At 70.3% G+C, this 21,959-nt stretch carries 22 protein-coding genes and 1 tRNA gene; 7 read left to right on the forward strand and 16 right to left on the reverse strand.

The annotated features are described in order from the left end of the window. Positions 1-171: 171 nt before the first annotated feature. The 10 genes from DN771_RS18700 to DN771_RS18740 all read right to left on the reverse strand — a co-directional run bounded on the left by DN771_RS18700 (position 172) and on the right by DN771_RS18740 (position 7,328). Positions 172-1,041, reverse strand: coding sequence for an LURP-one-related family protein (locus DN771_RS18700; protein WP_116999082.1), 870 nt, complete (start codon positions 1,039-1,041; stop codon positions 172-174). Positions 1,042-1,123: 82 nt separating this feature from the next. Further along, the gene (locus DN771_RS18705) at positions 1,124-1,630 is read right to left on the reverse strand and encodes a protein-tyrosine phosphatase family protein (protein WP_116999083.1); all 507 of its coding nucleotides are present in this window, start codon (positions 1,628-1,630) and stop codon (positions 1,124-1,126) included. Positions 1,631-1,667: 37 nt separating this feature from the next. Beyond that, positions 1,668-2,585: a tRNA lysidine(34) synthetase TilS gene (tilS, locus tag DN771_RS18710; protein ID WP_116999084.1), complete on the reverse strand. Its 918-nt coding sequence runs from the start codon at positions 2,583-2,585 to the stop codon at positions 1,668-1,670. Between the two features lie 19 nt (positions 2,586-2,604). After that, entirely contained in the window at positions 2,605-2,748 is a 144-nt protein-coding gene (locus DN771_RS29630; protein ID WP_162942122.1) for a hypothetical protein, read from the reverse strand. A gap of 61 nt (positions 2,749-2,809) precedes the next feature. Next, entirely contained in the window at positions 2,810-3,094 is a 285-nt protein-coding gene (locus DN771_RS18715; RefSeq protein ID WP_162942123.1) for a zf-HC2 domain-containing protein, read from the reverse strand. 8 nt (positions 3,095-3,102) lie between these two features. Continuing rightward, on the reverse strand, positions 3,103-3,702 hold the full coding sequence (locus DN771_RS18720) for a sigma-70 family RNA polymerase sigma factor (RefSeq protein ID WP_276113873.1): 600 nt from the start codon (positions 3,700-3,702) through the stop codon (positions 3,103-3,105). A 3-nt stretch (positions 3,703-3,705) separates the two neighbouring features. Then, positions 3,706-4,491 carry a class II aldolase/adducin family protein gene (locus tag DN771_RS18725; protein ID WP_116999086.1) on the reverse strand — a complete coding sequence of 262 codons (786 nt, stop codon included), beginning with the start codon at positions 4,489-4,491 and terminating at the stop codon, positions 3,706-3,708. Between the two features lies 1 nt (position 4,492). Next, positions 4,493-4,951, reverse strand: coding sequence for a pyridoxamine 5'-phosphate oxidase family protein (locus tag DN771_RS18730; protein WP_116999140.1), 459 nt, complete (start codon positions 4,949-4,951; stop codon positions 4,493-4,495). 140 nt (positions 4,952-5,091) lie between these two features. Next, positions 5,092-6,606, reverse strand: a complete 1,515-nt coding sequence (locus DN771_RS18735) for a sensor histidine kinase (RefSeq protein ID WP_116999087.1) — start codon at positions 6,604-6,606, stop codon at positions 5,092-5,094. 5 nt (positions 6,607-6,611) lie between these two features. After that, a complete protein-coding gene (locus DN771_RS18740) occupies positions 6,612-7,328 on the reverse strand; it encodes a response regulator transcription factor (protein ID WP_227462409.1) in 717 nt (238 codons plus the stop codon). A 151-nt stretch (positions 7,329-7,479) separates the two neighbouring features. On the opposite strand from DN771_RS18740, the gene DN771_RS18745 reads away from it, so the two are divergent. Next, entirely contained in the window at positions 7,480-9,726 is a 2,247-nt protein-coding gene (locus DN771_RS18745; protein ID WP_116999141.1) for an MMPL family transporter, read from the forward strand. A gap of 79 nt (positions 9,727-9,805) precedes the next feature. Beyond that, positions 9,806-10,768, forward strand: a complete 963-nt coding sequence (locus DN771_RS18750) for a quinone oxidoreductase family protein (protein ID WP_116999142.1) — start codon at positions 9,806-9,808, stop codon at positions 10,766-10,768. A gap of 43 nt (positions 10,769-10,811) precedes the next feature. On the opposite strand, the gene DN771_RS18755 is transcribed toward DN771_RS18750, so the two are convergent. Beyond that, positions 10,812-11,621, reverse strand: coding sequence for an LLM class F420-dependent oxidoreductase (locus DN771_RS18755; RefSeq protein ID WP_116999089.1), 810 nt, complete (start codon positions 11,619-11,621; stop codon positions 10,812-10,814). A 34-nt stretch (positions 11,622-11,655) separates the two neighbouring features. After that, positions 11,656-12,843: a M20/M25/M40 family metallo-hydrolase gene (locus DN771_RS18760; protein ID WP_205528660.1), complete on the reverse strand. Its 1,188-nt coding sequence runs from the start codon at positions 12,841-12,843 to the stop codon at positions 11,656-11,658. A gap of 116 nt (positions 12,844-12,959) precedes the next feature. On the opposite strand from DN771_RS18760, the gene DN771_RS18765 reads away from it, so the two are divergent. Continuing rightward, positions 12,960-13,035, forward strand: a tRNA-Thr gene (locus DN771_RS18765). 272 nt (positions 13,036-13,307) lie between these two features. Here the strand turns inward: DN771_RS18765 and DN771_RS18770 are convergent. From DN771_RS18770 to DN771_RS18780, 3 genes are read right to left on the reverse strand one after another with little or no spacing between them, the layout of a single operon-like run. Beyond that, positions 13,308-14,189, reverse strand: a complete 882-nt coding sequence (locus DN771_RS18770; RefSeq protein ID WP_116999090.1) for an LLM class F420-dependent oxidoreductase — start codon at positions 14,187-14,189, stop codon at positions 13,308-13,310. Positions 14,190-14,239: 50 nt separating this feature from the next. Further along, positions 14,240-15,415, reverse strand: a complete 1,176-nt coding sequence (locus DN771_RS18775) for a hypothetical protein (RefSeq protein ID WP_162942124.1) — start codon at positions 15,413-15,415, stop codon at positions 14,240-14,242. An 11-nt stretch (positions 15,416-15,426) separates the two neighbouring features. Continuing rightward, positions 15,427-16,587, reverse strand: coding sequence for an AI-2E family transporter (locus tag DN771_RS18780; protein ID WP_116999092.1), 1,161 nt, complete (start codon positions 16,585-16,587; stop codon positions 15,427-15,429). A 95-nt stretch (positions 16,588-16,682) separates the two neighbouring features. On the opposite strand from DN771_RS18780, the gene DN771_RS18785 reads away from it, so the two are divergent. From DN771_RS18785 to DN771_RS18800, 4 genes are all read left to right on the forward strand, one after another. Next, a complete protein-coding gene (locus DN771_RS18785) occupies positions 16,683-17,810 on the forward strand; it encodes an AI-2E family transporter (RefSeq protein ID WP_162942125.1) in 1,128 nt (375 codons plus the stop codon). Positions 17,811-17,850: 40 nt separating this feature from the next. Further along, positions 17,851-18,273 (forward strand): cupredoxin domain-containing protein, encoded by a 423-nt coding sequence (locus tag DN771_RS18790; RefSeq protein ID WP_162942126.1) that lies wholly within the window; start codon positions 17,851-17,853, stop codon positions 18,271-18,273. A 649-nt stretch (positions 18,274-18,922) separates the two neighbouring features. Further along, positions 18,923-20,371 (forward strand): right-handed parallel beta-helix repeat-containing protein, encoded by a 1,449-nt coding sequence (locus tag DN771_RS18795; protein WP_116999095.1) that lies wholly within the window; start codon positions 18,923-18,925, stop codon positions 20,369-20,371. Beyond that, the gene (locus tag DN771_RS18800; protein ID WP_116999096.1) at positions 20,368-21,315 is read left to right on the forward strand and encodes a DUF1996 domain-containing protein; all 948 of its coding nucleotides are present in this window, start codon (positions 20,368-20,370) and stop codon (positions 21,313-21,315) included. The genes DN771_RS18795 and DN771_RS18800 overlap by 4 nt, the downstream gene beginning before the upstream one ends. Positions 21,316-21,366: 51 nt before the next feature. Here the strand turns inward: DN771_RS18800 and DN771_RS18805 are convergent, their stop codons facing one another. Next, complete coding sequence (locus DN771_RS18805) at positions 21,367-21,957, reverse strand: TIGR03086 family metal-binding protein (protein WP_116999097.1); 591 nt, start codon at positions 21,955-21,957, stop codon at positions 21,367-21,369. Positions 21,958-21,959 lie beyond the last annotated feature (2 nt).

Here is a 21,959-nt window from a genome sequence, read left to right on the forward strand (position 1 = left end):
CAACGCGCGGGTGCCGAAGGGGGATGCTCGAAGGGGGATTCCCCCTTCGATGCGGCGATCAGCGCAGCTTGCTGCGCCGCCGCCTCTTTCAACTCTTCGTGCGAGCGAAGCGAGCTCAGCCAAACTCGCCGCAGGCGGCGAGCGAAGCGATGCCGCCGAGGACGAAGGCGGTCAGCCGAAACCGCGGGCGTCTTGCTTGAGGGCGGTGTCGACGGAGAGGGCGGAGGCCACGATCAGCGTGTTGAGCGGTTCGGGCTGCTGCGAGTGCTTCTGCACGACGTAGTTGTCGGCCGTGGTGAAGGCGGTCTTCAGGACGCCCTCGAACGTCTTGGTGATGCGGGCCACCTCGGTGCCGGAGGCGTCTTCGATGCGGAAGTTCCACGCCCGCCAGTTCTCGCCGAAGATGCCGCCGAGGCGCTGGCCGTTGGACTCCAGCGAGAAGTTGATCTTGCCGATCATCTTCTCCTGCACGATGCGCCCGATCTCCCGATCGTTGGCGTCGGAGACCACGACGGTGGACTTGAAGACCTTGCGGGGCCGGGTGAGCTGCATGAGCACCTGCCCCGACGCGTCGGTCACCTGCAGCTTGTGCGTCATGAACTGGTCGAGGCTCGAGACCATGCGGAGGACCTTCTTGGCGGTGCTCTGGCCCACCTGGTTGACCGCGGCGATCTTGTTGCCCTGCTGGTCGAACACGGAGTATTGGTTGTTGAGCTCGATGAGCTTGGCCTTCTGGTTGACGACCAGCACCGGTTCGTCGAACACCGAGCCCGTTCCACCGCCGACGACACCTCGCAGACCGGCGCCGCGATAGCCGTCGGCCGTCAGCTGCTGGGCGATCTTCACGCGATTGCCTTCGTCGCCGACGGTGAGGAACGAGTCGACCTTGTCCATCGCGCCGGAGGGAGCGCTTCCGTTGAGCGGGTCGATCGACGGCTGGCCGTTGTCGCTCACGTGGTCGGTCCACGCGTTGCCGTCGTAGTAGCGGTGCTCGTGGCGCCCTTGAGGATCGGGGTACCAGTTCGCCGGGTGAGAAGTCATAAGGCGGTCACTGTAGGACGCATTTTGCTGCCGATTCACGCAGTTGTTCGACGGCGCGGAGCAACCGCCGGTTCGCCGATCCTCAGCGAAGTTTGGTGGCGTTGAGGATGACGTTGCGGGCGAACGGGTCGAGCTGCCGCCCGGCGAGCCGCTCAGTGACGGTGATCGCCTTGGTGTCGTCGTCGACGAGCCCCGCCCAGCGGATGTAGCCGCCCATGATGCCGACGATGCGGTCGCCGACCTCCTCGCCGTGCACCAGCACCTTGGTGCCGGACTTCAAGAGGTCGTTGAGCTCGCGGTAGAACGCCTTCAACCAGGGGTCGAGGTCCTCGCCGTTGAACGGGCGGTGCCGTGCGGTGACGCCGAGCTCGTCGTAGTTGTGGAGGTTGTGCGGTGCTTGGATGATCGACAGCACGCACCCGAACCCGTTCTCGCGGATCCAGATGATCTCTTCTTGACGGCGCACGCGGCGATGGTTGTCGCCGTAGCCTCCCGGGCGTTCGCAGATCGCCACCTTGTCCTTGAGGATCCAGGTGAAATGCCGCGGCTTGATACCCAGCGCCCAACGACCGCGCAGCCGGGTCGCCATCTAGAAGGTCCCCCCGTGGGAAGCTGCAGCGGAGCGGTCACACGTCGTCAACACCGTCCGAGGAGGCTAGTCCGGGTCGGTGCCGGATGCTCAGACGGCCCGAGGATCGTTCCACTCGGATCCCGCCCGTCAGCTCACATGCCTTCACGGCGCCGATCGCCACCTCGTACACGCGATCGACAGCCGCCCGGTCGGGTGGATACCCGGTGCCGGTGAGCCAGCGGCGCAGCACGCGCCGGGCCAGCGCCGGGTCGGCGGCAGCGAGGGCCCTGGCGTCGGTGGGGTCGACCCCGGTCGCGTCGACCAGGCGGTCGAGCAGGGCGAGATCGGCACCCACCACGTCGGCGGTGCGGACGAGCAGTTCGGCGACGTCGCGCCCGGCGATGTCGTCGAGGAGCGGCAGGACGTCCGAGCGCACCCGGTTGCGGACGAAGCGAGGGTCGAGGTTGGACGGGTCGGTCACCGGCACGATCCCGAGGTCGGCGCAGAGCTGGCGGGTCTCGGATCGGCGGAGGGCGAGGATCGGGCGGGTGGGGTGAGGGCCGAGGGCGGTCAGGCCGTCACCGCCGGTCCCCCGCATCAGGTTGATCAGCAGCGTCTCGGCGCGGTCGTCGGCGGTGTGGCCGGTCAGGTGGCCGGCGGGCAGGACGGCCCGGCGGGCGTCCCGGGCCCTGGCCTCGAGGTTGGGACCGTCGTCGATGTCGACGGTGACGCATCGGAACTCCACAGCGAGCCGGTTGGCGATCGCTGCTGCTGCGGCGGCCTCGCCGGATGAGGAGGCCCGGAGCCCGTGGTCGACGTGCACGGCCATGACCACGCAACCGGCCGCAGCGGCGAGGGCGACGAGCGCGGTGGAGTCGGCGCCGCCCGAGAATGCGCACGTGACCGGCGTCTCGGCCGGCGGGAACGAGCAGCGGCTCAGCAGGTCGTGCGTGGCCGTTCCTCGATCGTGCACACGACGACGGCCGACCGTGTCAGTCGTCTTCTTGCTTGCGGCCCGGGTACTTGAGCGCCGTGACGTTCTTCAAGTAGCCGGCGATCAGGGCGATGACGGACAGGACGCCGACACCCGTGAGGATCACACCGATCCACCAGTACCAGATCTCCGCTGCGAGCATGGCCGTCAGCGTACCGAACCACGCCGCTCGGCAGAAGTTCGCCGCTCCGGCGGGACCGGTGTCACTCCGTGGCGCCCTCGGCGGGTTCGTCATCCAGGCACTGGCGGATGCGGCCGATGAGGTCGCCCGGCATCGGGTCGTTGCGGCACTTGATGGCGATGATCTGCTTCAGCTCCGCATGGAAGTCGAACGCCTGGTAGCACTCGAGGCATGCCTCGATGTGGGCGAGCACGTGTGCTCGCTCCCCCTCGGGCAGCTCCCCGTCGAGGAACAGCTGCAGCTCCTGCAGCGTCTCGCTGCAGTCGCCTGGGGCCTTCTCGGCGTCGCTGGATGCTGGTTGGTTCACGTCATCGCTCACTGTTTGGCCGCGGCGTCACGGGCGCCGCCTGTGAAGCCGTGGGCCTCGGCATAGTCGTACAACGACTTTTGCATCGCCTTTCTTCCCCGATGGAGCCGCGACATCACGGTACCGATCGGGATGTCGAGCATCTCGGCGATCTCCTTGTAGGCGAAGCCCTCGACGTCGGCCAGCAGCACGGGGAGGCGGAACGCCTCGGGGAGGTCCTCGAGCGCCTGCTTGACGTCGTCGTCGGCGATCGCGTCGATCAGCTGGTCCTCGGCGGACGCCGTGGCGGTCCGGTTGGCCACGGCGGCTTCGATCGTTCCGACGCGGCGGTACAGGTAGAGGTCGTCGACGTCCTCCAGCTCGGTCTCCTGGGGTCGCCGCTGCTTCGCCCGATAGCTGTTGATGTAAGTGTTGGTCAGGATGCGGTAGAGCCAGGCCCGGAGGTTGGTGCCCTCCTTGAACCCGGCGAACCCCCGGTAGGCCCGCAGGTACGTCTCCTGCACGAGATCGGCGGCGTCGGCCTCGTTGCGGGTCATCCGGAGCGCGGCCGAGTAGAGCTGCGGCGCGAACTCCATCGCCTCGTCGGCGAACTGGGTCTGGTCGGCCACCGGCTAGCGGTTCCCAGGGAGCGCGTAGCCCGGCAGCTCGCGGTCGAGACGGCGACGCACGGCGGCCCACGTGATCGGGGCGTCGTCGCGCTCCTCTTCGAACTGCTCGGCGGCCCGGATGGCGACCGCCTCCGGCATGGGCGTCAGCCGCTGCCCGGTCGATGCGGCGAGCACCTGCACCATGGCGGCCCGCTCGAAGAAGTACAGGTCCCACCACGCCCTGGCCACGGTCTCGCCGATGACGAGCACGCCGTGGTTGGCGAGCAGGACCACGCGAACCCCGCTGGCCGCCAGCTCGACGATCGGTGCGCACTCGTCGGGCGTGAGGAAGCGGGCGCCATAGTCCCGGTAGAACGCGTACCGGCCTCCGTGGAACTTGGCCGCGTTCTGCGACAGGCGGGTGTCGAACCCGCCCTCGGTGAGGGCGAGGGCGGTGGCGTACGGCATGTGGGTGTGCACGACGCAATTGGCGTCGGGCCGTGCCGCGTGCACGGCGGCGTGCAACGAGAAGGCGGTCGTCTCGTAGCTGCTGACGCTGTCACCCACGACCGTCCCGTCGGGGGTCACCTCGAGCAGGTCCCCGGCACACAGCTCACTCCAGTGTGGGCCGTACGGATTGAGCAGGAAGCGGTCGGCGACACCAGGCACGGCCACGCTGCAATGGTTGTCGATGCCCTCGTGGAGGTCGTGGAGCGCGCACGCGCGGAACAGGGCGGCGAGGTCGACGCGCGCGTTCCAGGCGGCGTCGCCGCTGTCCGTCTGGCCCGAGACGTCGGTCGTGGCGGTCATCTCAGCCTCGGCGCGAGGCGCCTCCGGTACCGGGCTCGAAGGACTTGCGGAAGTCCCAGCTGGTGATCTTGCCGGGCGTGACCCGGAGCCAGCCGTGCCGGCCGTCGTTGATGAACGTGCCGCCCGTGTACTTCTCGGCGAAGAGACGCTCGGGCTCGGTGAGCTCGGGATGCTCGGCGGCGTCGGTCGGGCGGGGGGCGTCACCCACCACGGTGACCGTACCGGCGATCTCCACTCCTCGAAGCTCGGCGTAGTCGGTTCCGGCGTCGACGATGACGGCGACACGCGGATCTCGTTGCAGGTCGGCCCACCTCTGGCTCTTGACGATCGACGTCAACCACAGGGAGTTGCCGTCCCAAGCGAACCACAGCGGTGTGTTGTGCGGACCGGCTGGTGAGATGGTGGCGACCCGGCACGTGCGCTCGGCGGCGAGGAACTCGTCGAGCTCGGCCTTGGTCATCGAGATCGACCGGCCGCGCCGCTGGCTACGGGCGCCCGGTATGGCGGCCGTGGTTGCCGACGAGTCGGCGGCGACGGTGGTGGGTGCGTTGCTCGGAGAGTTGGTGTCTGCAGCGATGGTGGCGACTGTACGCGGCCGCACTATGGGGCGTCGAGAGCGAAACCATCGTGGTCGGGGTCCGTCGATCGGTCGCCGGGATGATCGGAGGACGACGCGGCGGGGAGGCTGACGGTGAACCGGGCGCCTCCCGAGGGCGAGGCGCCGGCGGCGACGCGTCCGCCGTGGGCCACGACGATCGACTGCACGATCGACAGTCCGAGGCCCGAGCCACCCGAGCCGGCGGTGCGGGAACGCGACCGCTCGGAGCGGTAGAAGCGGTCGAACACGTGGGCGACGTCGGCGTCGTCGAGGCCCGGCCCACTGTCGTCCACGTGGACGATCACCGTGCGGGCACCGGTGTCGTCCACCCCGGCCGTGAGCGTGACGGCTACCCGCGTGCCCGGCGGAGTGTGCACCCGCGTGTTGGCGAGGAGGTTGTCGACCGCCTGGCGGATGGCGGCGGCATCGGCGTCGACGGTGTGGTCGCCCGGTGTGGTCGTGAGCGTCACCGGACGGGTGTCGTCGATCGTCGCCGCGTCGTCGACCGCGGCGGACACGATGTCGACGAGATCGACACGGATCCGTTCGAGGCCTCGCCCGTGGTCGAGCCGGGCGAGCGTCAGGAGCTCCTCGACCAGCAGGCGCATGCGCTCGCCTTCGCTGGCGATCCGCTCGATGGCGTGGTCCACCTGCTCCGGCGTGCTGGCCATGCCCGTCTGGACGAGCTGGGCGTAGCCGAGCACGGCGGCGAGCGGGGTGCGCAGCTCGTGGGACGCGTCGGCGACGAAGCGGCGCAGCCTGCGCTCCGAGTCGGCCCGGTCGGCGAAGGCCGACTCGAGGCGGTCGAGCATCGAGTTGACCGCCGTGGCCAGGCGGGCGACGTCGTCGACGCCGTCGACGGGGATGCGCGTGTCGAGGGCGCCGGTGCCGACACGCTCGGCGGTGGCGATCATGCTGTTGATCGGACGGGTCACGTAGCCGGCGACGAACGACACGATCACCGACAGCACGACGGCGGCGATGATGGCGACGAGGAGGAAGACGCCGCTGACGGTCTCGAGCGCCCGGTCGAGCGGTTCGAGGGAGGCCGCGGCGACCAGCACCTTCCCGTCGGCCAGCTGGGCGGTCAGGATGCGGAAGTCGGCCAGGCCGTTCGACCCGTCGAGCGTGAACGGCTCCTCGGCCCGGCTCTGGAGCTGGCCGAGCCGCAATGACGAGATGTCGGGGAAGGTCCCCGGTTCGGCGGTGTCGATGTCGGGCAGCGAGAACTCGACGCCGTCGCTCGACACGATGAGCATCACCTCGTTGTCGTCGCCGAGCTGCTGCAGATCCTCGTTGTCACGGATCCGTTGCAACACCTCGAGGTCGAACTCGTCGACCGCCGCCACCATGCCGCTGGTGGTATCTCGCAGGTCGCTGTCGATGTTGTCGACGAACCTCCGCTCGACCAGCTGCAGCGTGATGAGCCCGGCGACGGCGACCACGACGATGACGATCGAGGTCACCCACAACGCCATCCGCCAACGGGTGGACAGGCGGTGGCGGCGCAGTCTCATCGCGGTCAGGCCTCGGAGCGCAGGACGTAGCCGACCCCGCGCACGGTCTGGATCAGCCGCGGCTCGCCCAGCTTGCGGCGCAGGTACGACATGTGGGTCTCGACGATGTTGGGGTCGCCGCCGAAGTCGTACTGCCAGATGTGCTCGGCGATCTGCGTCTTCGACACGACGTGTTCGGCATTGAGCATCAGGTAGCGAAGCAGCTTGAACTCGGTGGGGGAGAGGGCGACGACGTCGCCGTCGCGGCGGACCCGGTGGGCACGCTCGTCCATCTCGAGGCCGGCGAACGACAAGGTGTCGCTCGTCGAGCCCGGGGCGGGCGACGTGCGGCGGAGCACCGCCTCGATGCGAGCGATGAGCACTTGCAGGTCGAACGGCTTGGTCAGGTAGTCGTCGGCGCCGGCGCCGAACCCGCCGAGCATGTCGGTGGACGTGTCCTTGGCGGTGAGCAGGATCACGGGTGTGTCGTCGCCGTCGGACCGGAGGCGCCGGCAGACCTCGATCCCGTCGATGCCGGGCATCATCACGTCGAGGACGATCAGGTCGGCGGCGAACTCGGGAGCCTTGGCGAGGGCGTCGAGCCCGTTGGCTGCCTCGCCAACGGTGAAGCCGACGAAGGACAGCGCCGTCTTCACGAGGTCGCGGATCGAGTCGTCGTCGTCGACGACGAGGATGCGGCGATCCGAGCGGGCGTGACCGGCGGTCTCGGTCCGTCTGGGCACGTTGTGCATCGTCGCAGCGGATCGCCGTGGTGTCACGCGTCACCGCCAACTTTGCGAGGCGATCAAGCCGATCTCCAGGCTTTCCCAAGGTTCGACTGCTTGCGTCGTCGAGCGACGGCGCAGGGCCGTCGTGGACGAGGAGCACCGGACGATGTCGAAGATCCTGTACCGATTGGGCCACTGGGCGGTGCGCCGACGGCGGCGAGTACTGCTCGGATGGTTGGCGGCCCTGGTCGTCGTCATCGGCGCGTCGGCGGCGTGGGGCGGGTCGACGAACGACGTGTTCGACATCCCCGGTGCCGAGTCGCAGCAGGCGATGGATCTGCTCGACGAGCGGTTCCCGGCGCAGGCCGGGTCGTCGTCGCGCGTCGTGTTCGCCACCGCCGACGGCAGCAGCCTGTCTGACGGGACGAGCCGGGCGGCCATCGACGCGACGCTCGCCGAACTGCGCGAGTCCCCCGGCGTCGTCGGGGTGGTCAGTCCGTTCGATGCCGGGACGATCTCGCCCGACGAAGACATCGCCTTCGCCGAGGTGCAGTTCGCGGTGCCCGCCGAACAGGTGCCGACCGAGGACGTCGAAGCGCTCGAGGAGGCCGTGACGCCGGCGCTCGACGCCGGCCTCCAGGTCGAGTTCGGCGGCGACGTCGGCGCCGAGGAGGAGATCGGCCACACGTCCGAGCTGATCGGCCTCGGCGTGGCGGTGATCGTGCTCTTGTTCTCGTTCGGCTCGATCGTGGCCATGGGCCTGCCGATCGTGTCGGCGCTGCTCGGCGTCGGCATCGGCCTCACAGGCATCACCCTGGCCGCCGGCTTCATGGACCTCAACTCGACGGCTCCGACGCTGGCCCTGATGATCGGTCTCGCCGTCGGCATCGACTACGCCCTGTTCATCGTCACCCGGCACCGGCAGAACCTGGCCGAGGGACACTCCGTCGAGGAGTCCGCCGCTCGGGCCAACGCCACGGCGGGCGGCGCGGTCGTGTTCGCCGGCATGACCGTCGTGATCGCGCTCGCCGGCCTCGCCGTGATCGGCATCCCGTTCCTCACCGTGATGGGACTCGCCGCAGCCGTCACCGTGCTGATGGCCGTGCTGATCGCCGTCACACTGCTGCCGGCGCTGCTCGGTTTCGCCGGCCACGGCATCGACAAGTGGCGGATCGGACGGGCTCGCACCGGCTCGGCCGCCGAGGCCCACGACACGCTGAGCGCCCGCTGGGCCCGCAGGGTGATCGGCCGGCCAGGCGTCGCCCTGCTCGGCGGCCTGGCGATCATGCTGGTGCTCGCCATCCCGGCGCTGTCGATGCGCCTCGGCATGCCCGACGCCGGGTCCCAGCCCGAGTCGACGACCGCCCGCCGGGCCTACGACCTGCTGGCCGACGGCTTCGGTCCCGGGTTCAACGGTCCGATGATGATCGTGGTCGATGCCTCCGACGCCGCCGACCCCCAGGCGGCCGCCGACGCAGTGGCGGTCGCCGTGCGGTCCGACGCCGGTGTGCTCCACGCGGAGGACCCGCTGTTCAACGAGGCCGGTGACACCGCGGTCATCTCGATGGTGCCCCGCACCTCGCCCGCCTCGCCGGACACCGAGGACCTCGTCCACCGGCTGCGTCACGACGTGCTCGACCCGGTCGAGGACTCGACGGGCGTGGAGGCGTCCGTCGCCGGTCAGACGGCGACGCTGATCGACATGTCCGACCGGATGACGTCGGCGCTGCCGTTGTTCATGGCGCTCGTCATCGGCCTCACGATGCTCCTCCTGCTGATGGTTTTTCGCTCGATCCTCGTGCCGATCAAGGCGGCGCTGGCCATCCTGCTCAGCATCGCCAGCAGCTTCGGCGTGGTCGTCGCGGTCTTCCAGTGGGGCTGGCTGAAGGACGTCATCGGTCTCGAGGAGACGATCCCGATCATCAGCTTCCTGCCGATGCTCATGTTCGCCATCCTGTTCGGCCTGTCGATGGACTACGAGGTGTTCATCCTGTCGAGGGTCCGTGAGGACTACGTGCGCACCAAGCAGGCCCGCCACAGCGTGCTGACCGGCCTCACGTCGTCGGCCCGGGTGATCACGGCGGCGGCGCTGATCATGATCAGCGTGTTCGCCAGCTTCATCATCGGCGACGATCCGACGATGAAGATGTTCGGCCTCGGGTTCTCGATCGCCGTCCTGCTCGACGCCACCGTGGTTCGCATGATGATCGTGCCTGCCGTGTTGGCCCTGTTCGGCGACAAGGCGTGGTGGTTGCCGCGCTGGCTCGACCGTGCGCTGCCCGACCTCGACGTCGAGGGCGAGCACCTCATCGAGGCCCTCGAGGCCGAAGAGGCGGAAGAAGCCGCCAGCGTCGACAGCGTCGAAGGGACCGCCCTCGGCGCCATTCCCGACGACCAGCCTGTGTCCGTCTGACCCACCGGAGTGTTGAACGTCCGGACGGGGGTGCGTTCAACACTCGGATTGGTCGGGGTGCGTGGCTAGCGTGCCGGTGGTGAAGGCTGCGGTCTACGACGCGCCGGGCCCGCCCGGGGTGCTCCGCTACGACGACGTCCCCGATCCCGAGATCCGCCCCGGTGCCGTGCTGATCGACGTCGAAGCGATCAGCATCGAGGGCGGCGACACGCTCAATCGCCTCCGAGGAGCCGTCGAGCGGGCGCCGCACATCGTCGGATACCAGTGCGCCGGGACGATCGCCGAGGTCGGCGCGGGGGTGTCGGATCGACACGTCGGCCAGCGCGTCGTGGCGACCGTGCCCCACGGCTCGCACGCCGAGCGGTTGCTCGCACCCGCCGCGGCCACCTGGCTGGTGCCGGACGGTGCCGACATCGTGAAGATCGCCTGCGTGCCCGTCGCGTGGGGGACGGCCGACGACTGCCTGTTCGAGTTCGGACGGCTCGTCGCGGGCGAGACCGTGCTCGTTCAGGCCGGCGCCAGTGGCGTCGGCCTGGCGGCGATCCAGCTCGCCAAGCGTGCCGGAGCCACGGTGCTGGCGACGGCCGGTGACGACGGCAAGCTCGCCCGGCTCGAGGCGTTCGGCCTCGATCACGGCATCAACTACCGGACCACGAACTTCGCCGACGCCGTGTTCGAGCTCACCAACGGCCGTGGTGTCGACCTCGTGGTCGAGTCCGTCGGCTCCACGCTCGCCGACTCGATGAGCTCACTGGCCTACCGGGGACGGATTGCTTACGTGGGCGACGCCGGGCGTGACGATCATCCCGTCGACCTCGGTCCCCTCAAGGCCGGCAACCGCTCGATCCACGGGATCTTCCTCGGGGCCGAGCTGGTGGCCGGGCCAAGAGCCCACGACAACATCGACCGGTTGATCGGCGAGGTGGCGGCCGGGGAGCTCCAAGTGGTCGTCGACCGGACGTTCCCACTCGCCGAGGCCGCGGCCGCTCACGAATACCTCGAGAGCCGCAAAGCCTTCGGACGCGTCGTCCTCATTCCCTGACGAACTTGCGTGACCGTCAGGGACCGGTGCCGCGTCCGGCCGGTCAGCCGCCGTTCTTGGCGTCGCGCCACGCCAGCCAGGCCCGGACGGGCGCGAAGTCGTAGTCGGGACCATTGATCGCCACGGTGTAGAGGCGGGTGCCGATCGAGTAGTAGCGCTCGGCCTCGGCGCTGTCGGTCGCCACCGTCGACACCTCGGTGGAGCGCACGATGGCGCCGGGATCACGGCCGGCCTTGGCGCACCAGTCGTCGAGGACGGCGTGCTTGCGCTCGATGACGTCGGGTGCGCCGAAGCCGTGCCAGATGTCGGCGTGCTCGGCGACGATGCGCAGCGTCTTGGTCTCGCCGCCCCCGCCGATGAGCACCGGCGGGGTTCGCCGCGGAGCCGGGTTGCCGGCCGCGAGACGGGACGTGACGCGCGGGAGGTCGGCGGCGAGACGGTCGAGGCGGCCCCCTGCCGTGCCGAACTCGTAGCCGAACCGCTCGTAGTCCTTCTGGAACCAGCCCGCCCCGATGCCGAGCACGAGACGGCCGCCGCTGATGTGATCGACGGTGCGTGCCATGTCGCCGAGCAGGTCGGGGTTGCGGTAGCTGTTGCACGTGACGAGCGGGCCGAACTCGATGCGCTCGGTCTGCTCGGCCCAGGCGGCGAGCATCGTCCAGCACTCGAAGTGCTTGCCCTCGGGCTCCCCGTACAGCGGGTAGAAGTGGTCCCAGTTGAAGGCGATGTCGACGCCGATCTCCTCGGCGGTGTCGATCGCGCGGCGGATGTCGTCGTAGTCGGCGTGCTGCGGCTCGATCTGCACGGCGACACGGACGGGGTGGCTTGCGTAGGGGCGTGGCGTGGAGCTCATCGGCGCTGCACCCTACGGACGGCGGCGGCGACGGCTACCGACAGAAGGCCCGGACCGTGGCGCTGAGGGCCTCGGCACATGTCACAGTGCTGGCGATGCTCACCCACTCGTGGTCGGCATGGGCGCCGTCGCCGGCGGGGCCGAACACCACGCTCGGGATGCCTGCCGCGCTGAGGAACCCGGAGTCGGCCCAGTAGCTCATGCCGGCGAGCTGCGGCTCGCGGCCCGATGCCAGCGTCACGGCGTCGGCGAGCACGTTGGCGACGGGTGCGTCGATCGGCGTCTCCATCGGCTCGCGGGCGAGCGTCGTCGACGCCGTGACGACGAGCCGGGGATCGGCGGCGCGGCAGGCGTCGAGTACGGCTTCGACGTCAGCCTCGACATCGGCGACCGTCTCGCCCGGGAGCGTTCGTCGCTCGACGACGAGCGAGCAGTGTGCAGGGATCGTGGACTCCTCGGTGCCGCCGGACACGAGCGACGCGTGCAGGTTGCCCGGGCCGAGCAGGGGATGCCCGCGTTCGGCGAGCTGCCGGTCGAGGTCGCCGAGGGCCACGAGCACGGGCCCCATCTGCATCACGGCGTCGACGCCGAGGTGAGGTCGTGACCCGTGGGCGGCGACGCCGTCGATGTCGATACGGGTCCACACGAATCCCTTGTGGGCCACGCCGATGGCCAGTTCCGTCGGCTCGAGCACGATCGCTCCGGCGGCGCCGAGCTCGACGAGGCGCTCGCTGACGACCTGCACGCCGTCGCTGGCGAACTCCTCGTCGGCGACGGCGGCGACGATCACGGCGCCGGTGATCTCGTCCGCCGCGGCCAGCTGGGCCGCGGTCCGGCACGCCAGCAGAGCGGCGGCGAGGCCGGCCTTCATGTCGTAGGCCCCACGGCCGACGAGCCGGTCGCCGTCGATGCGCGGAACGAGGGGATCGGGCTGGTCGCCGAGCCCGACCGTGTCGAGATGGCCGCACAGCACCAGCACGGCGCCGTCGGGCGGCTCCCCGCGGAAGCTGGTGACGAGCAGCGACGGACGCTGGGGCGGCCCGAACCACTCGGTGGCGAGTCCGTGCCGGTGGGCCCAGTCGGCGACGAACCCGGCGATCGCCGCCTCGCCGGAGCCGCTGGGGGCGAGGCTGGGGTTGACCGACTCGATGCGCACGAGATCGGAGAGCAGGGAGATCACCTCGTAGTCGATCGCCCCAGCGGGGACAGGAGCTTCCGTCACGACATCAGCATGGCCGCGGCTGCCTCCCGCGCCGGCTTTCGATCGGCCATCGCGACCGGGCCGGGTGAATCACGCGAGTCGGATCGCCGGACGGATCGCTACACTCGCGTGCCGCCGCCCAGATAGCTCAGTCGGCAGAGCATTTCACTCGTAATGAAAAGGTCGAGGGTTCGATTCCCTCTCTGGGCTCCATCAACCCCCGGTCACGGTCCTCTTCGGTCCGCTGACCGGGGGTTCTGTTGTTTCCGGCCTCACGGAATGGATGGTCGACAGCGGGCTACCACTTGACGAAGGTCGCCTCTCGCTTCGGGCGGACGCCCGCTCTCAGGCGAGCCCGGTGAGCCGTTCGGTCAGCGCCACGGTCCGCAGTGGACCGCTCCGCGGACCGAATCGCACCCAAACGACGATCCGGAGCGCGTGCCCCCCCGCCGTGGGCGTGCCGCGGTCATCACGTCCTCGCGGCCTCAGCGATCCGTTCGGTCGAGGCCGAGGGCACCGGCGACCTCGGCGAGCACCTCGAGGTGGCGGTCCAGTGATCCGAGTCCGGCGTTCATCGTGCTGACCGAGAGGTGGGTGGCGCCGAGTTCCTTCCAACGACCGGCGTGGTCGAGGAGCCGGTCGATCCCGCCGTCGGCAGACCAACCGACGCGGCCGTCCATGCCGATCGACGCCGGATCGCGGCCGGCCTCGACCGCGGCGTCGGCGATGATGGCCCGCGCCTCGTCGAGCTCGGGTCCGGGGACGAGCAGCGGGAACCAGCCGTCGGCGAGTCGACCGGCGCGCCGGTAGGCCTGGGGCGACCGGCCGCCGATCCAGATCGGGACCGGAGTCCGCGGGAGTGGGGCGATACCGGCGCCGGTGATCCGATCGAACTCCCCGTCGTGGGTCACGATCCGCTCGCTGAGCAGACGACGCAACAGCGGGATCTGCTCGGACAGGCGGCGTCCCCGCTGGTCGAAGCGTTGGCCCAGAGCCTCGTACTCGACGGCGTTCCAGCCGAGGCCCACCCCGAGGCGGAGCCGTCCCTCGGCCAGCAGGGCGACCTCGGCCGCCTGCTTGGCGACGAGCGCCGTCTGCCGCTGAGGCAGGATGATGACGCCGGTGACCAGTTCGAGCGTGGTGAACGCAGCGAGGTGACCGAGGAACACGAACGGCTCGCGGAACGTGGTGTCGATGTCGTAGGGCCCGGTCCACGGCGCGTGCACCTGCGGGTCGGCCCCGAGGACGTGGTCGTAGACGAGCAGGTGCCGGTAGCCCAGGCCCTCCACGGTCGTGGCGTAGCGCCGAAGGTCGGACACGTGGGCGCTGCCGATCTCGGTTTGCGGGAAGACGACACCGATCTGCATGGGCCCGTTCTACCGGTCCCACCCACAGCGGTCGTCAGCGGGGCGGCGCGTCAGCCGGCGAGCCCCAGCGACTCGACGAAGTCGGCGGCGACCGCATCGTGGTCGCCGCCCCGGTCGGCGTACGTGACGGCGACGAGCCGTGACCCGGTGTCGACCACCACGGCGGTGACGGTGGCGCCGCCGGCGTCGAACGTCGACGCCACGGCCGGAGATCCGTCGACGTCGATCTGCTCGCCGTCGGCCGTCACCGCGGGAAAGCCCGGCACGGTGGCGCCGTCCCAGCGGAAGCCGGCCGGGATCACCAGCGCCCGGACGGCGAGGACGTCGCCGTCGATCTCCGCCCGGTACTCGCTGTAGGCGAAGCCGTTCTCGGTGGCGGCGGTGGCGACCACCTCGGCGTCCTCCGGGAACGTGACCCACCAGGCACCGTCGGGCGCGACGACCGAGCCGACCGGCGCAGGTGGCGGTGGCGGTGGCGGAGCGGCGAGGGTCGATCCCGGCCCGCTCGCGGCCGTGGCGACCGGATCCGAGGTGACAGTGGTCGTGGCCCCGCTGGTCGTGGGCGTCTGCTCGGAGCCCGGTGCCGCGGTGGCCGCCGGAAGCGTCGACGGCGGCGTCGTCGTGCTCGTCGTCGTCGGTGCGACCGGGACGGGGGACGGCAGCAGCGACGTGAACGAGGACACGAACTGGCGGGCCCGGTCGGCGTCGTCGCCGCCGATGTCGGTGGCGAAGGCGTAGATCACCTCGCCGGCCCCGACGACCACGAGGCCGTACACCACGGCCGGTCGGCCGTCACCCAGGGTGAGCCGGGCGATGAAGTGGGCGGCCGGTGCGGCGCCCAGCCACGTGGCGGTGTTGGCGAGCCACTCGACGGACGAGCCCGACGCGGAGACGAAGAGCTCGGCGCGCGCCGTCGGACCGGCACCGGCGGCGGCGCCGAAGGCATCCAGCCCGAACCGGGCGATGTCCTGGCCGTCCTCGTCGGCATCGGCGTGAAGCCGTTCAGGCACCCCGTCGGCACTCGGCGCGTAGACCGGCGCGGTGGCGAAGGCTGCGGAGAACGAGCCGTCGGGAGAGATCGCCACGCCGTTCGCGTACGTGACGGTGGTCGGTGGCGGCTCCGGCGCGGTCGACGCCGCGACGATGGCGGCGGGTGCGACGACCGCGGTGAGTGCCGATGCCGCAACGAGCGCGCTGACACGGAGGGGAAGCTGGGATCGGCGCACGAGCCCCTCAGTCAAGCATCCGGCGAACGGCGCAGCCGGGACCACAACCGCCCGGCCAGGTCGCGGACCCGCTGCACGAGGCCGACCGGCGGCTCGTCGTCCTCGCCCAGTTGCCGCCGGCCGCGGGCCTCGAGGTACAGCTGTTTCGCCGCGCCGGCGAGCGGCGTGGCCACGAGGGCGCCTGGAATCCCGAAGACGGCGCCGCCCACGAACGCGGCCACCATCGTGGTGGGCGGCGAGAGGTCGACCGACTTGCCCACGATGGCCGGCGAGATCACGTGGTTCTCCAGGTTCATGTAGACGACGAACAGCGCCGCGGCCGCGAGGGCGACGGGCACGCTCTCGGTGACGGCGAGGAGCACGAAGAACGACCCGCCGAGGAACCCGCCCACCTGCGGGATGAGGCTGGTGAGCATCGCCCACACGGCGGCCAGCGGCGCGAGTGGCACCCCGAGGAGAAATCCGACGGTCAGGACGTAGAGGCCCATCATCATGGCGACGGTCAGCGAGCCGCCCACGTAGCGACCAAGCGTGCGGTAGACGACGCGGCCGACCTCGTCGGCCTGCTCGCGTCGCGCCGGGCTGAGCAGGCGGCGGAACCGGTTGACGAGGTTCTGCCCGTCGATCAGGACGGCGACGGCGACCACGGCGACGATGGCGACGGCGGCCACGCCGGACACGAGCGTTCGCGCCGTCTCGGTGATGCGCTCGTCGGTGAACTGCGAGGGCAGGTCCGCGACCCAGCGCTCGGCGCGGCCCCGCAGGTCTTCGTCGCGGATCCGGTCCCCCACGAGCGGGAGGTCCTCGAGCTGACCGACCGTCTCGGGGAACTGCTCGGAGAAGTCGCGGACCTCGCTCACCGCTCGAGGCCCGAGGACGCCGATCACGAGGGCGGCGACGCCCAACACGAGCGCAGCCAGCACGGCGACGGCGATGCCGCGGCGGCCGCCGAGCCGGCGCTCGAGCCGATTGGCGAGCGGATCGAGGGCGAGGGCGATCAGCACCCCGACGGCGATCCGAGTGAGCATCGTGCTCGTACCGCTGATGATCGCCAGGGCGGCGAGGAACATCAGCACGGCGACGACGATGTACACGAACGATCGCCGATCGAGCCGCCACCGCACGAGGGGCTGGGGCGCATCGTCCAACCTCAGCGGCGAGGGCTCGCTCATCACCGCAGATGATGTCAGTGCGGCGCGTCCCGGCGGGGGATGTCGCCTCGATCATCCTCGGCCACGATCCCGCCGCTCGGTACGGTTGGCCGCGGATGTCTGACCGATCCACGGGCACGAGCACGACGCCGGGGGCGTACGCGGACCGGACACGACTCGTCGGGATCACCCCGGCCTCGGCCGTGCTCGTGGTCGCGGCGGTCGTCGTGGCGTACCTCCTCCGGGATGCCTTCGTCGCCGCCCATCGCACGGTGGGCTGGGTGGTCGCCTGCTCGATCGTCGCCCTGCTCATCGACCCGGTGATCGGAGTGCTCCAGCGGCTCCTGCCCCGGTGGCTCAGCGTGATCGCCGTCCTCGTCGGCGTCGTCGGTGTGGTCGGTGTGGTAGTGGCCGGGCTCGCCAACGAGATCCTCAACAGCATCGAAGATCTCCGTTCGGCTGCTCCGGACGCGGCGAGCCGGCTCGAGGAGCGGTATGACTGGGCCGCCGACGTCGGCGTCGCCGAGCGGGTGGAGCGCATGGTCGAGCAGCTCGAGACCGGGGTGCGAGAGTCGGCCGTCGATCAGGCCTTGGCCACCCTGCCCACCTACCTCGTCACCGGGATCTTGATGCTCTTCCTCCTGGCGTACGGCCGGCGCTACCTCAACGCCCTGCTCGATCAGTTCGACGACGTGGAGCGACGCCTGCGGTGGCGCGCCGTCGGGGAGCGGACCATCAGCCGCGGGCGCATCTACTTGCTGTGCACGATCGCCCACGCCGTCGTCAACGGGATCGTGTTCGGCCTGGTGTGCTGGTTCTTCGACCTCCCGGCGCCACTCAGTCTCGGCTTCGCCGTGGCCGCCCTCACTCCGATCCCGGTCGTTGGTGTCATCGTCGGCGGGATCCCGGCCCTCCTGCTGGCGTTCGGCGCAGAGTCGGGCGACGTCGGCGCCGCCACGCTCATCGTCATCGTCGCCCTGCAGGTCGGTGAGACGATCATCGTGCGGCCCCTCGTCGACCGCCGATCGGTGCGCCTGGGTCCCACCGTCCCCATCGTCGTCGGTCTCGCGGCGTTCGAGCTCTACGGGGTGGGCGCCGCGGTGTACGCGATCGCCCTGGCGGTACTCTCCTTGGCCGCGCTCGACGCAGTCGGGTGGGTCCAGGGTGACGATCCTCACCCCGAGAACTTGAAGGAGAGTGGCATTGCGATCGACGAGTCTCCCGGCGGAGTCGCAACCGGCTGACGGGCGCCAGGCCGTCAGCCGTCGGGCGATGTTCCGCACGGTGCTCAGGACGGCCGGCGTCGGTGCGGCCGCGGCGGTGGTCCTCGCCGCGTGTGGCAACGACTCGCCGCCCGAAGCGCGTCCGGTCGTGGTGGGCGATCCGTGGGCGGCGATGACGCCGGAGGAGCTCGTCGCCGAGTACCCCGGTCCGCGTGTCGACATCATCTCGCGTGACAACACCTTCCAGCCCCAGGACGTCGAGGTGGCCGCCGGAACGCTCGTCGTGTGGACGAACCGTGGGCGCAACGAGCACGACATCCTCCCGGTCGAGGGCGATGCCTGGGGCGTCGAGCCGGAGGATTTCCCGCCCGGGGCCGTGTACGCCGTGCTGTTCGACGAGCCGGGAACCGTGCCGTACTTCTGCTCGATCCACGGCACCCACGACATCGGCATGGTCGGCTCGATCACCGTCACGCCGGCCTGAAGCCTGATTCTCAGCCGTCTGTGGTCGCGAAACGGGCGCTCCTGTCGCGTTCGTGGGTTCTGAACGGTGGAAGTGCCTACGGGGTGGGCCTGCTGTGGCGCGCTGGGTCGGCACTTCGGCGGGGCCGTCGCGCCTGTCTCGTCTTGTGCTGGCCGCAGGTTGGGCTGTGTCGCCGGCGACGGCTGCTGCTCCGAAGGAGAGGTGATCGACGTCAGCGGCCGGGTGGACGCTGGACACCGTCGAGGATCTGGGGCTCGATCGTGCCATTCGGTGATCGAGGGCTGGATCGTGACGAAAACCGTCACGAACCAGCCCTCGAAACATCCCCACGAGCCGCGCCGGCGTCGAGACCCGAGGTCGGTGACGGAGATTGCGGCAACCGCAACCGGCGACCCAAACCGTCCCGTCGCACCGACAAGGTGCCGGCGTCCGACGACGGCACTCCAGCCTCACGAGCAGACCATCGTGCCGCAGCACAGCGAACACACCTGTACCTGACCCACAGGTCCGACAGGAGCTCGCGAAAACGCGACGAGAGCGTTACAGGAATCGACGCGCCGGCATCCATCGGTCGGCGGTCACCCGATCGATGGTGTCGTTACCAGCGGTACGACTAGGGTCACAGCCACATGTCCGGGGGAGGAGCTCCATGAACAAGCGTTGGGTCCGTGGACTGGCGGCGGTCAGTCTGTTGGCGGTCGTCGGCGGCGCCCACCCGGGTGCGTCGGCCAGCACCGAAGTGCCCGAGGGCGGCGGGGCGGTGCTCGCCGTGCCGGCCGACTTCCCCACCATCCAGGAGGCGGTCGACGCCGCCCAGCCGGGCGACCTCGTGCTGATCTCGCCGGGGACCTATCACGAAGCGGTCAACGTGGTCACCCCCGAGATCACCATCCGCGGCCTCGATCGCAACGAGGTGATCCTCGACGGTCAGTTCGAGCTCGACAACGGCATTCGGGTGCTCGGTGCCCCCGGCGTCGCCGTCGAGAACATGACGGCGATGAACTACGCGTACAACGGGTTCTTCTGGACCGGTGTCGACGGCTACCGCGGCTCCTACCTCACGTCCTACCGCACGGGGGACTACGGCATCTACGCCTTCGATTCCACCCACGGCCAGCTCGAGCACTCCTACGCCGCCGGCAGTCCCGACGCCGGCGTGTACATCGGTCAGTGCTATCCCTGCGACGCGGTGATCGACGACGTGATCGCCGAGCACAACGGCTTGGGCTACTCCGGCACGAACTCCGGCGGCAACCTGCTCATCGTCAACTCGCGGTTCAACAACAACCGCGCCGGCATCGTCCCCAACTCGGGCAGCTACGAGCTCTGCTACCCCGAACGCGAGACCACCATCGTCGGCAACCTCGTCTACTCCAACAACCAGCCCGACACGCCGGCCATCGACGTGGCCATCCTGGCGATGGGCAACGGCATCGTGATCGCCGGTGGCGTGGGCAACGTGGTCTCCAACAACCGGATCTGGGACCACGACAAGACGGGCATCGGTCTGGTGCCGTTCCTCGAGGAGGGCGCCGCCGACGACATCCCGTCGCCCGACGACGACGATCGCCCGTGCGAGGACACGAAGAACGATCCGATCAACACCAGCCCGCCGACCGAACCGTTGATCTGGAACTCCCGCGACAACGTCGTGACCGACAACGTGCTCAGCGACAACCGCACCGCCGACATCGGCATCGGTGTGGCCGACGCGCCTGAGGCGGCAGCCGATCTCGACAACTGCTTCGCAGGCAACGAGCTCACGGTGACTGCGCCGGCCGACCTGGAGACGCTCGCTCCGTGCGACGGTGAGGGCGACGGTGATTGGGCGGCCGAGCCGCTCGATGTCGTGTCGTGGTTGGTCGAGGCCGAGACCCGTCCACCGTCGGTGCCGTACGACGAGGCCGAGCTGCCCGAGTTGCCCGAGCTCGAGGGCATGCCCGACGCCGAGACCGCCCCGGCGGATCCGGCCACCGACATGCCCCGCGCCGTCGATCTCGACGCGATCGAGACGCCGGCCGCGCCCGACGGTACCGCCGGCTCCGAGCCCGCCACATCCGAGGGCGCCGCGTCGGAGGCCCCGGCGACCACCGGATGAGGCGTCGGGCGGCACGGGCCGCCGCTGCGCTCGTCGTGGTCACCGTGACCGTCTGGTCCGCCCCGAGCGTGATCGCGGCCGGCTCGGGAACCTCCGATCCGCCGGACGCTGGCGCGCATTCGGGACACGGTGGCCACGACGAGGCGACTGCCGATCATCCCGACGCCGTCGTCACCGGACCGCAGGGTGCCGAGGGCCAGTTCGTCGTCGAGTGCGAGCTGTCGCACACCGCCAGCGACGACCCGATCGTGCACGCCGGCCATGCCGGCCTCAGCCACCTCCACGACTTCTTCGGCAACGAGGCGACGGCGGCGGGGTCGACGTACGGCGACCTCGTCGAGGCCGGCACGTCGTGCCAGAAGCGCAGCGACACCGCGGCCTACTGGGTGCCCGCGCTGCTCGACGGTGACGGCGAGGCGATCGCACCGGTGCGGTCGGTGGCGTACTACCGGGCCGGAGCCGGGGTCGATCCGGCCGCCGTGCAGGCCTACCCGCCCGATCTGATGATGATCGCCGGTGACGCCGACGCCACGGTCGAGCAGCCGACCAGCGTCGTCGCATGGACGTGCAACGCCGGAGGATCCCGTCTGGCGGCGCCTCCCGACTGCGGACCGACCGCCGGCCTCCGTCTGATCGTCACGTTCCCCGACTGTTGGGACGGCGAGCACACCGACAGCGACGACCACCGCTCGCACATGTCGTACAGCCACGCCGGCCGGTGCGACGATGCGCACCCGGTGCCCGTTCCGCAGCTGCAGTTCGCCGTCGACTACCCGATCGTGGGCGACGAGTCGGCCCTCACGCTCGCCTCGGGGCCGGTGCACACCGCCCACGCCGACTTCTGGAACGTGTGGGACCAGGACGACCTCGAGCGCGAGGTCGAGCTCTGCGTGGTCCAGCAGCACGTGTGCGGCGTGTCCCACCGTCGCGCCGCCCAACCCTGACGTTCCTGTACCGGTTCTGACCCGCGTACGGGCCAGAAGCAGTACAAGAACTCACGCGGGTGGCGCGGTCCAGGCCGGGTTGCGGCCGGTGCCGGCCACGAGCCGGTCGAGCGGTGTCGCGTCTGCCGCGGTCGGCTGGGCCGCTCCGAAAGCGTCACCGCGGTCGTCGTCGGTGAACATGGCGACGAAGGCGGCGGCGCCGGCGATCGATGCCTCGTCGACGTCGAACGGCGCCCCGAGGGCGGCGGCGACGTCCCAGCCATGGACGACGATCTCGTCGAGGGCGACGAGGCCGGCGATCTCGCCGGGCATCTCCACCGGCCCGGCCATCGTCATGCCGGACCATGCCGCCGGGTCACGCCACGCCGCGGCGAGCTCGGCGAGGCGCGCCGGGATGCGATCGCGCCAGTCGTCGCCCAGGCGGGAAGCGTCGCCGGTCGGTGCCAGATCGCCGGCGCCGTCGGGTAGCTGTTTCGTCGCCGCCGACGTGAACGCCTGCGAGAGGCCGTCGATGTGGTCGAGCAGGTCACCGAGGGTGTAGTCGGGGCACGGCGTCGGCAGGCCGAGCTGATCGTCCCGCACACTGCGCACGAGGTCGCCGAGTTGTCGGGTCGACGGGCCGAGATCGAGAAGTTCGCTCATGC

The sequence above is a fragment of the Desertimonas flava genome, from assembly GCF_003426815.1.
GTDB classification, from domain to species: domain Bacteria; phylum Actinomycetota; class Acidimicrobiia; order Acidimicrobiales; family Ilumatobacteraceae; genus Desertimonas; species Desertimonas flava.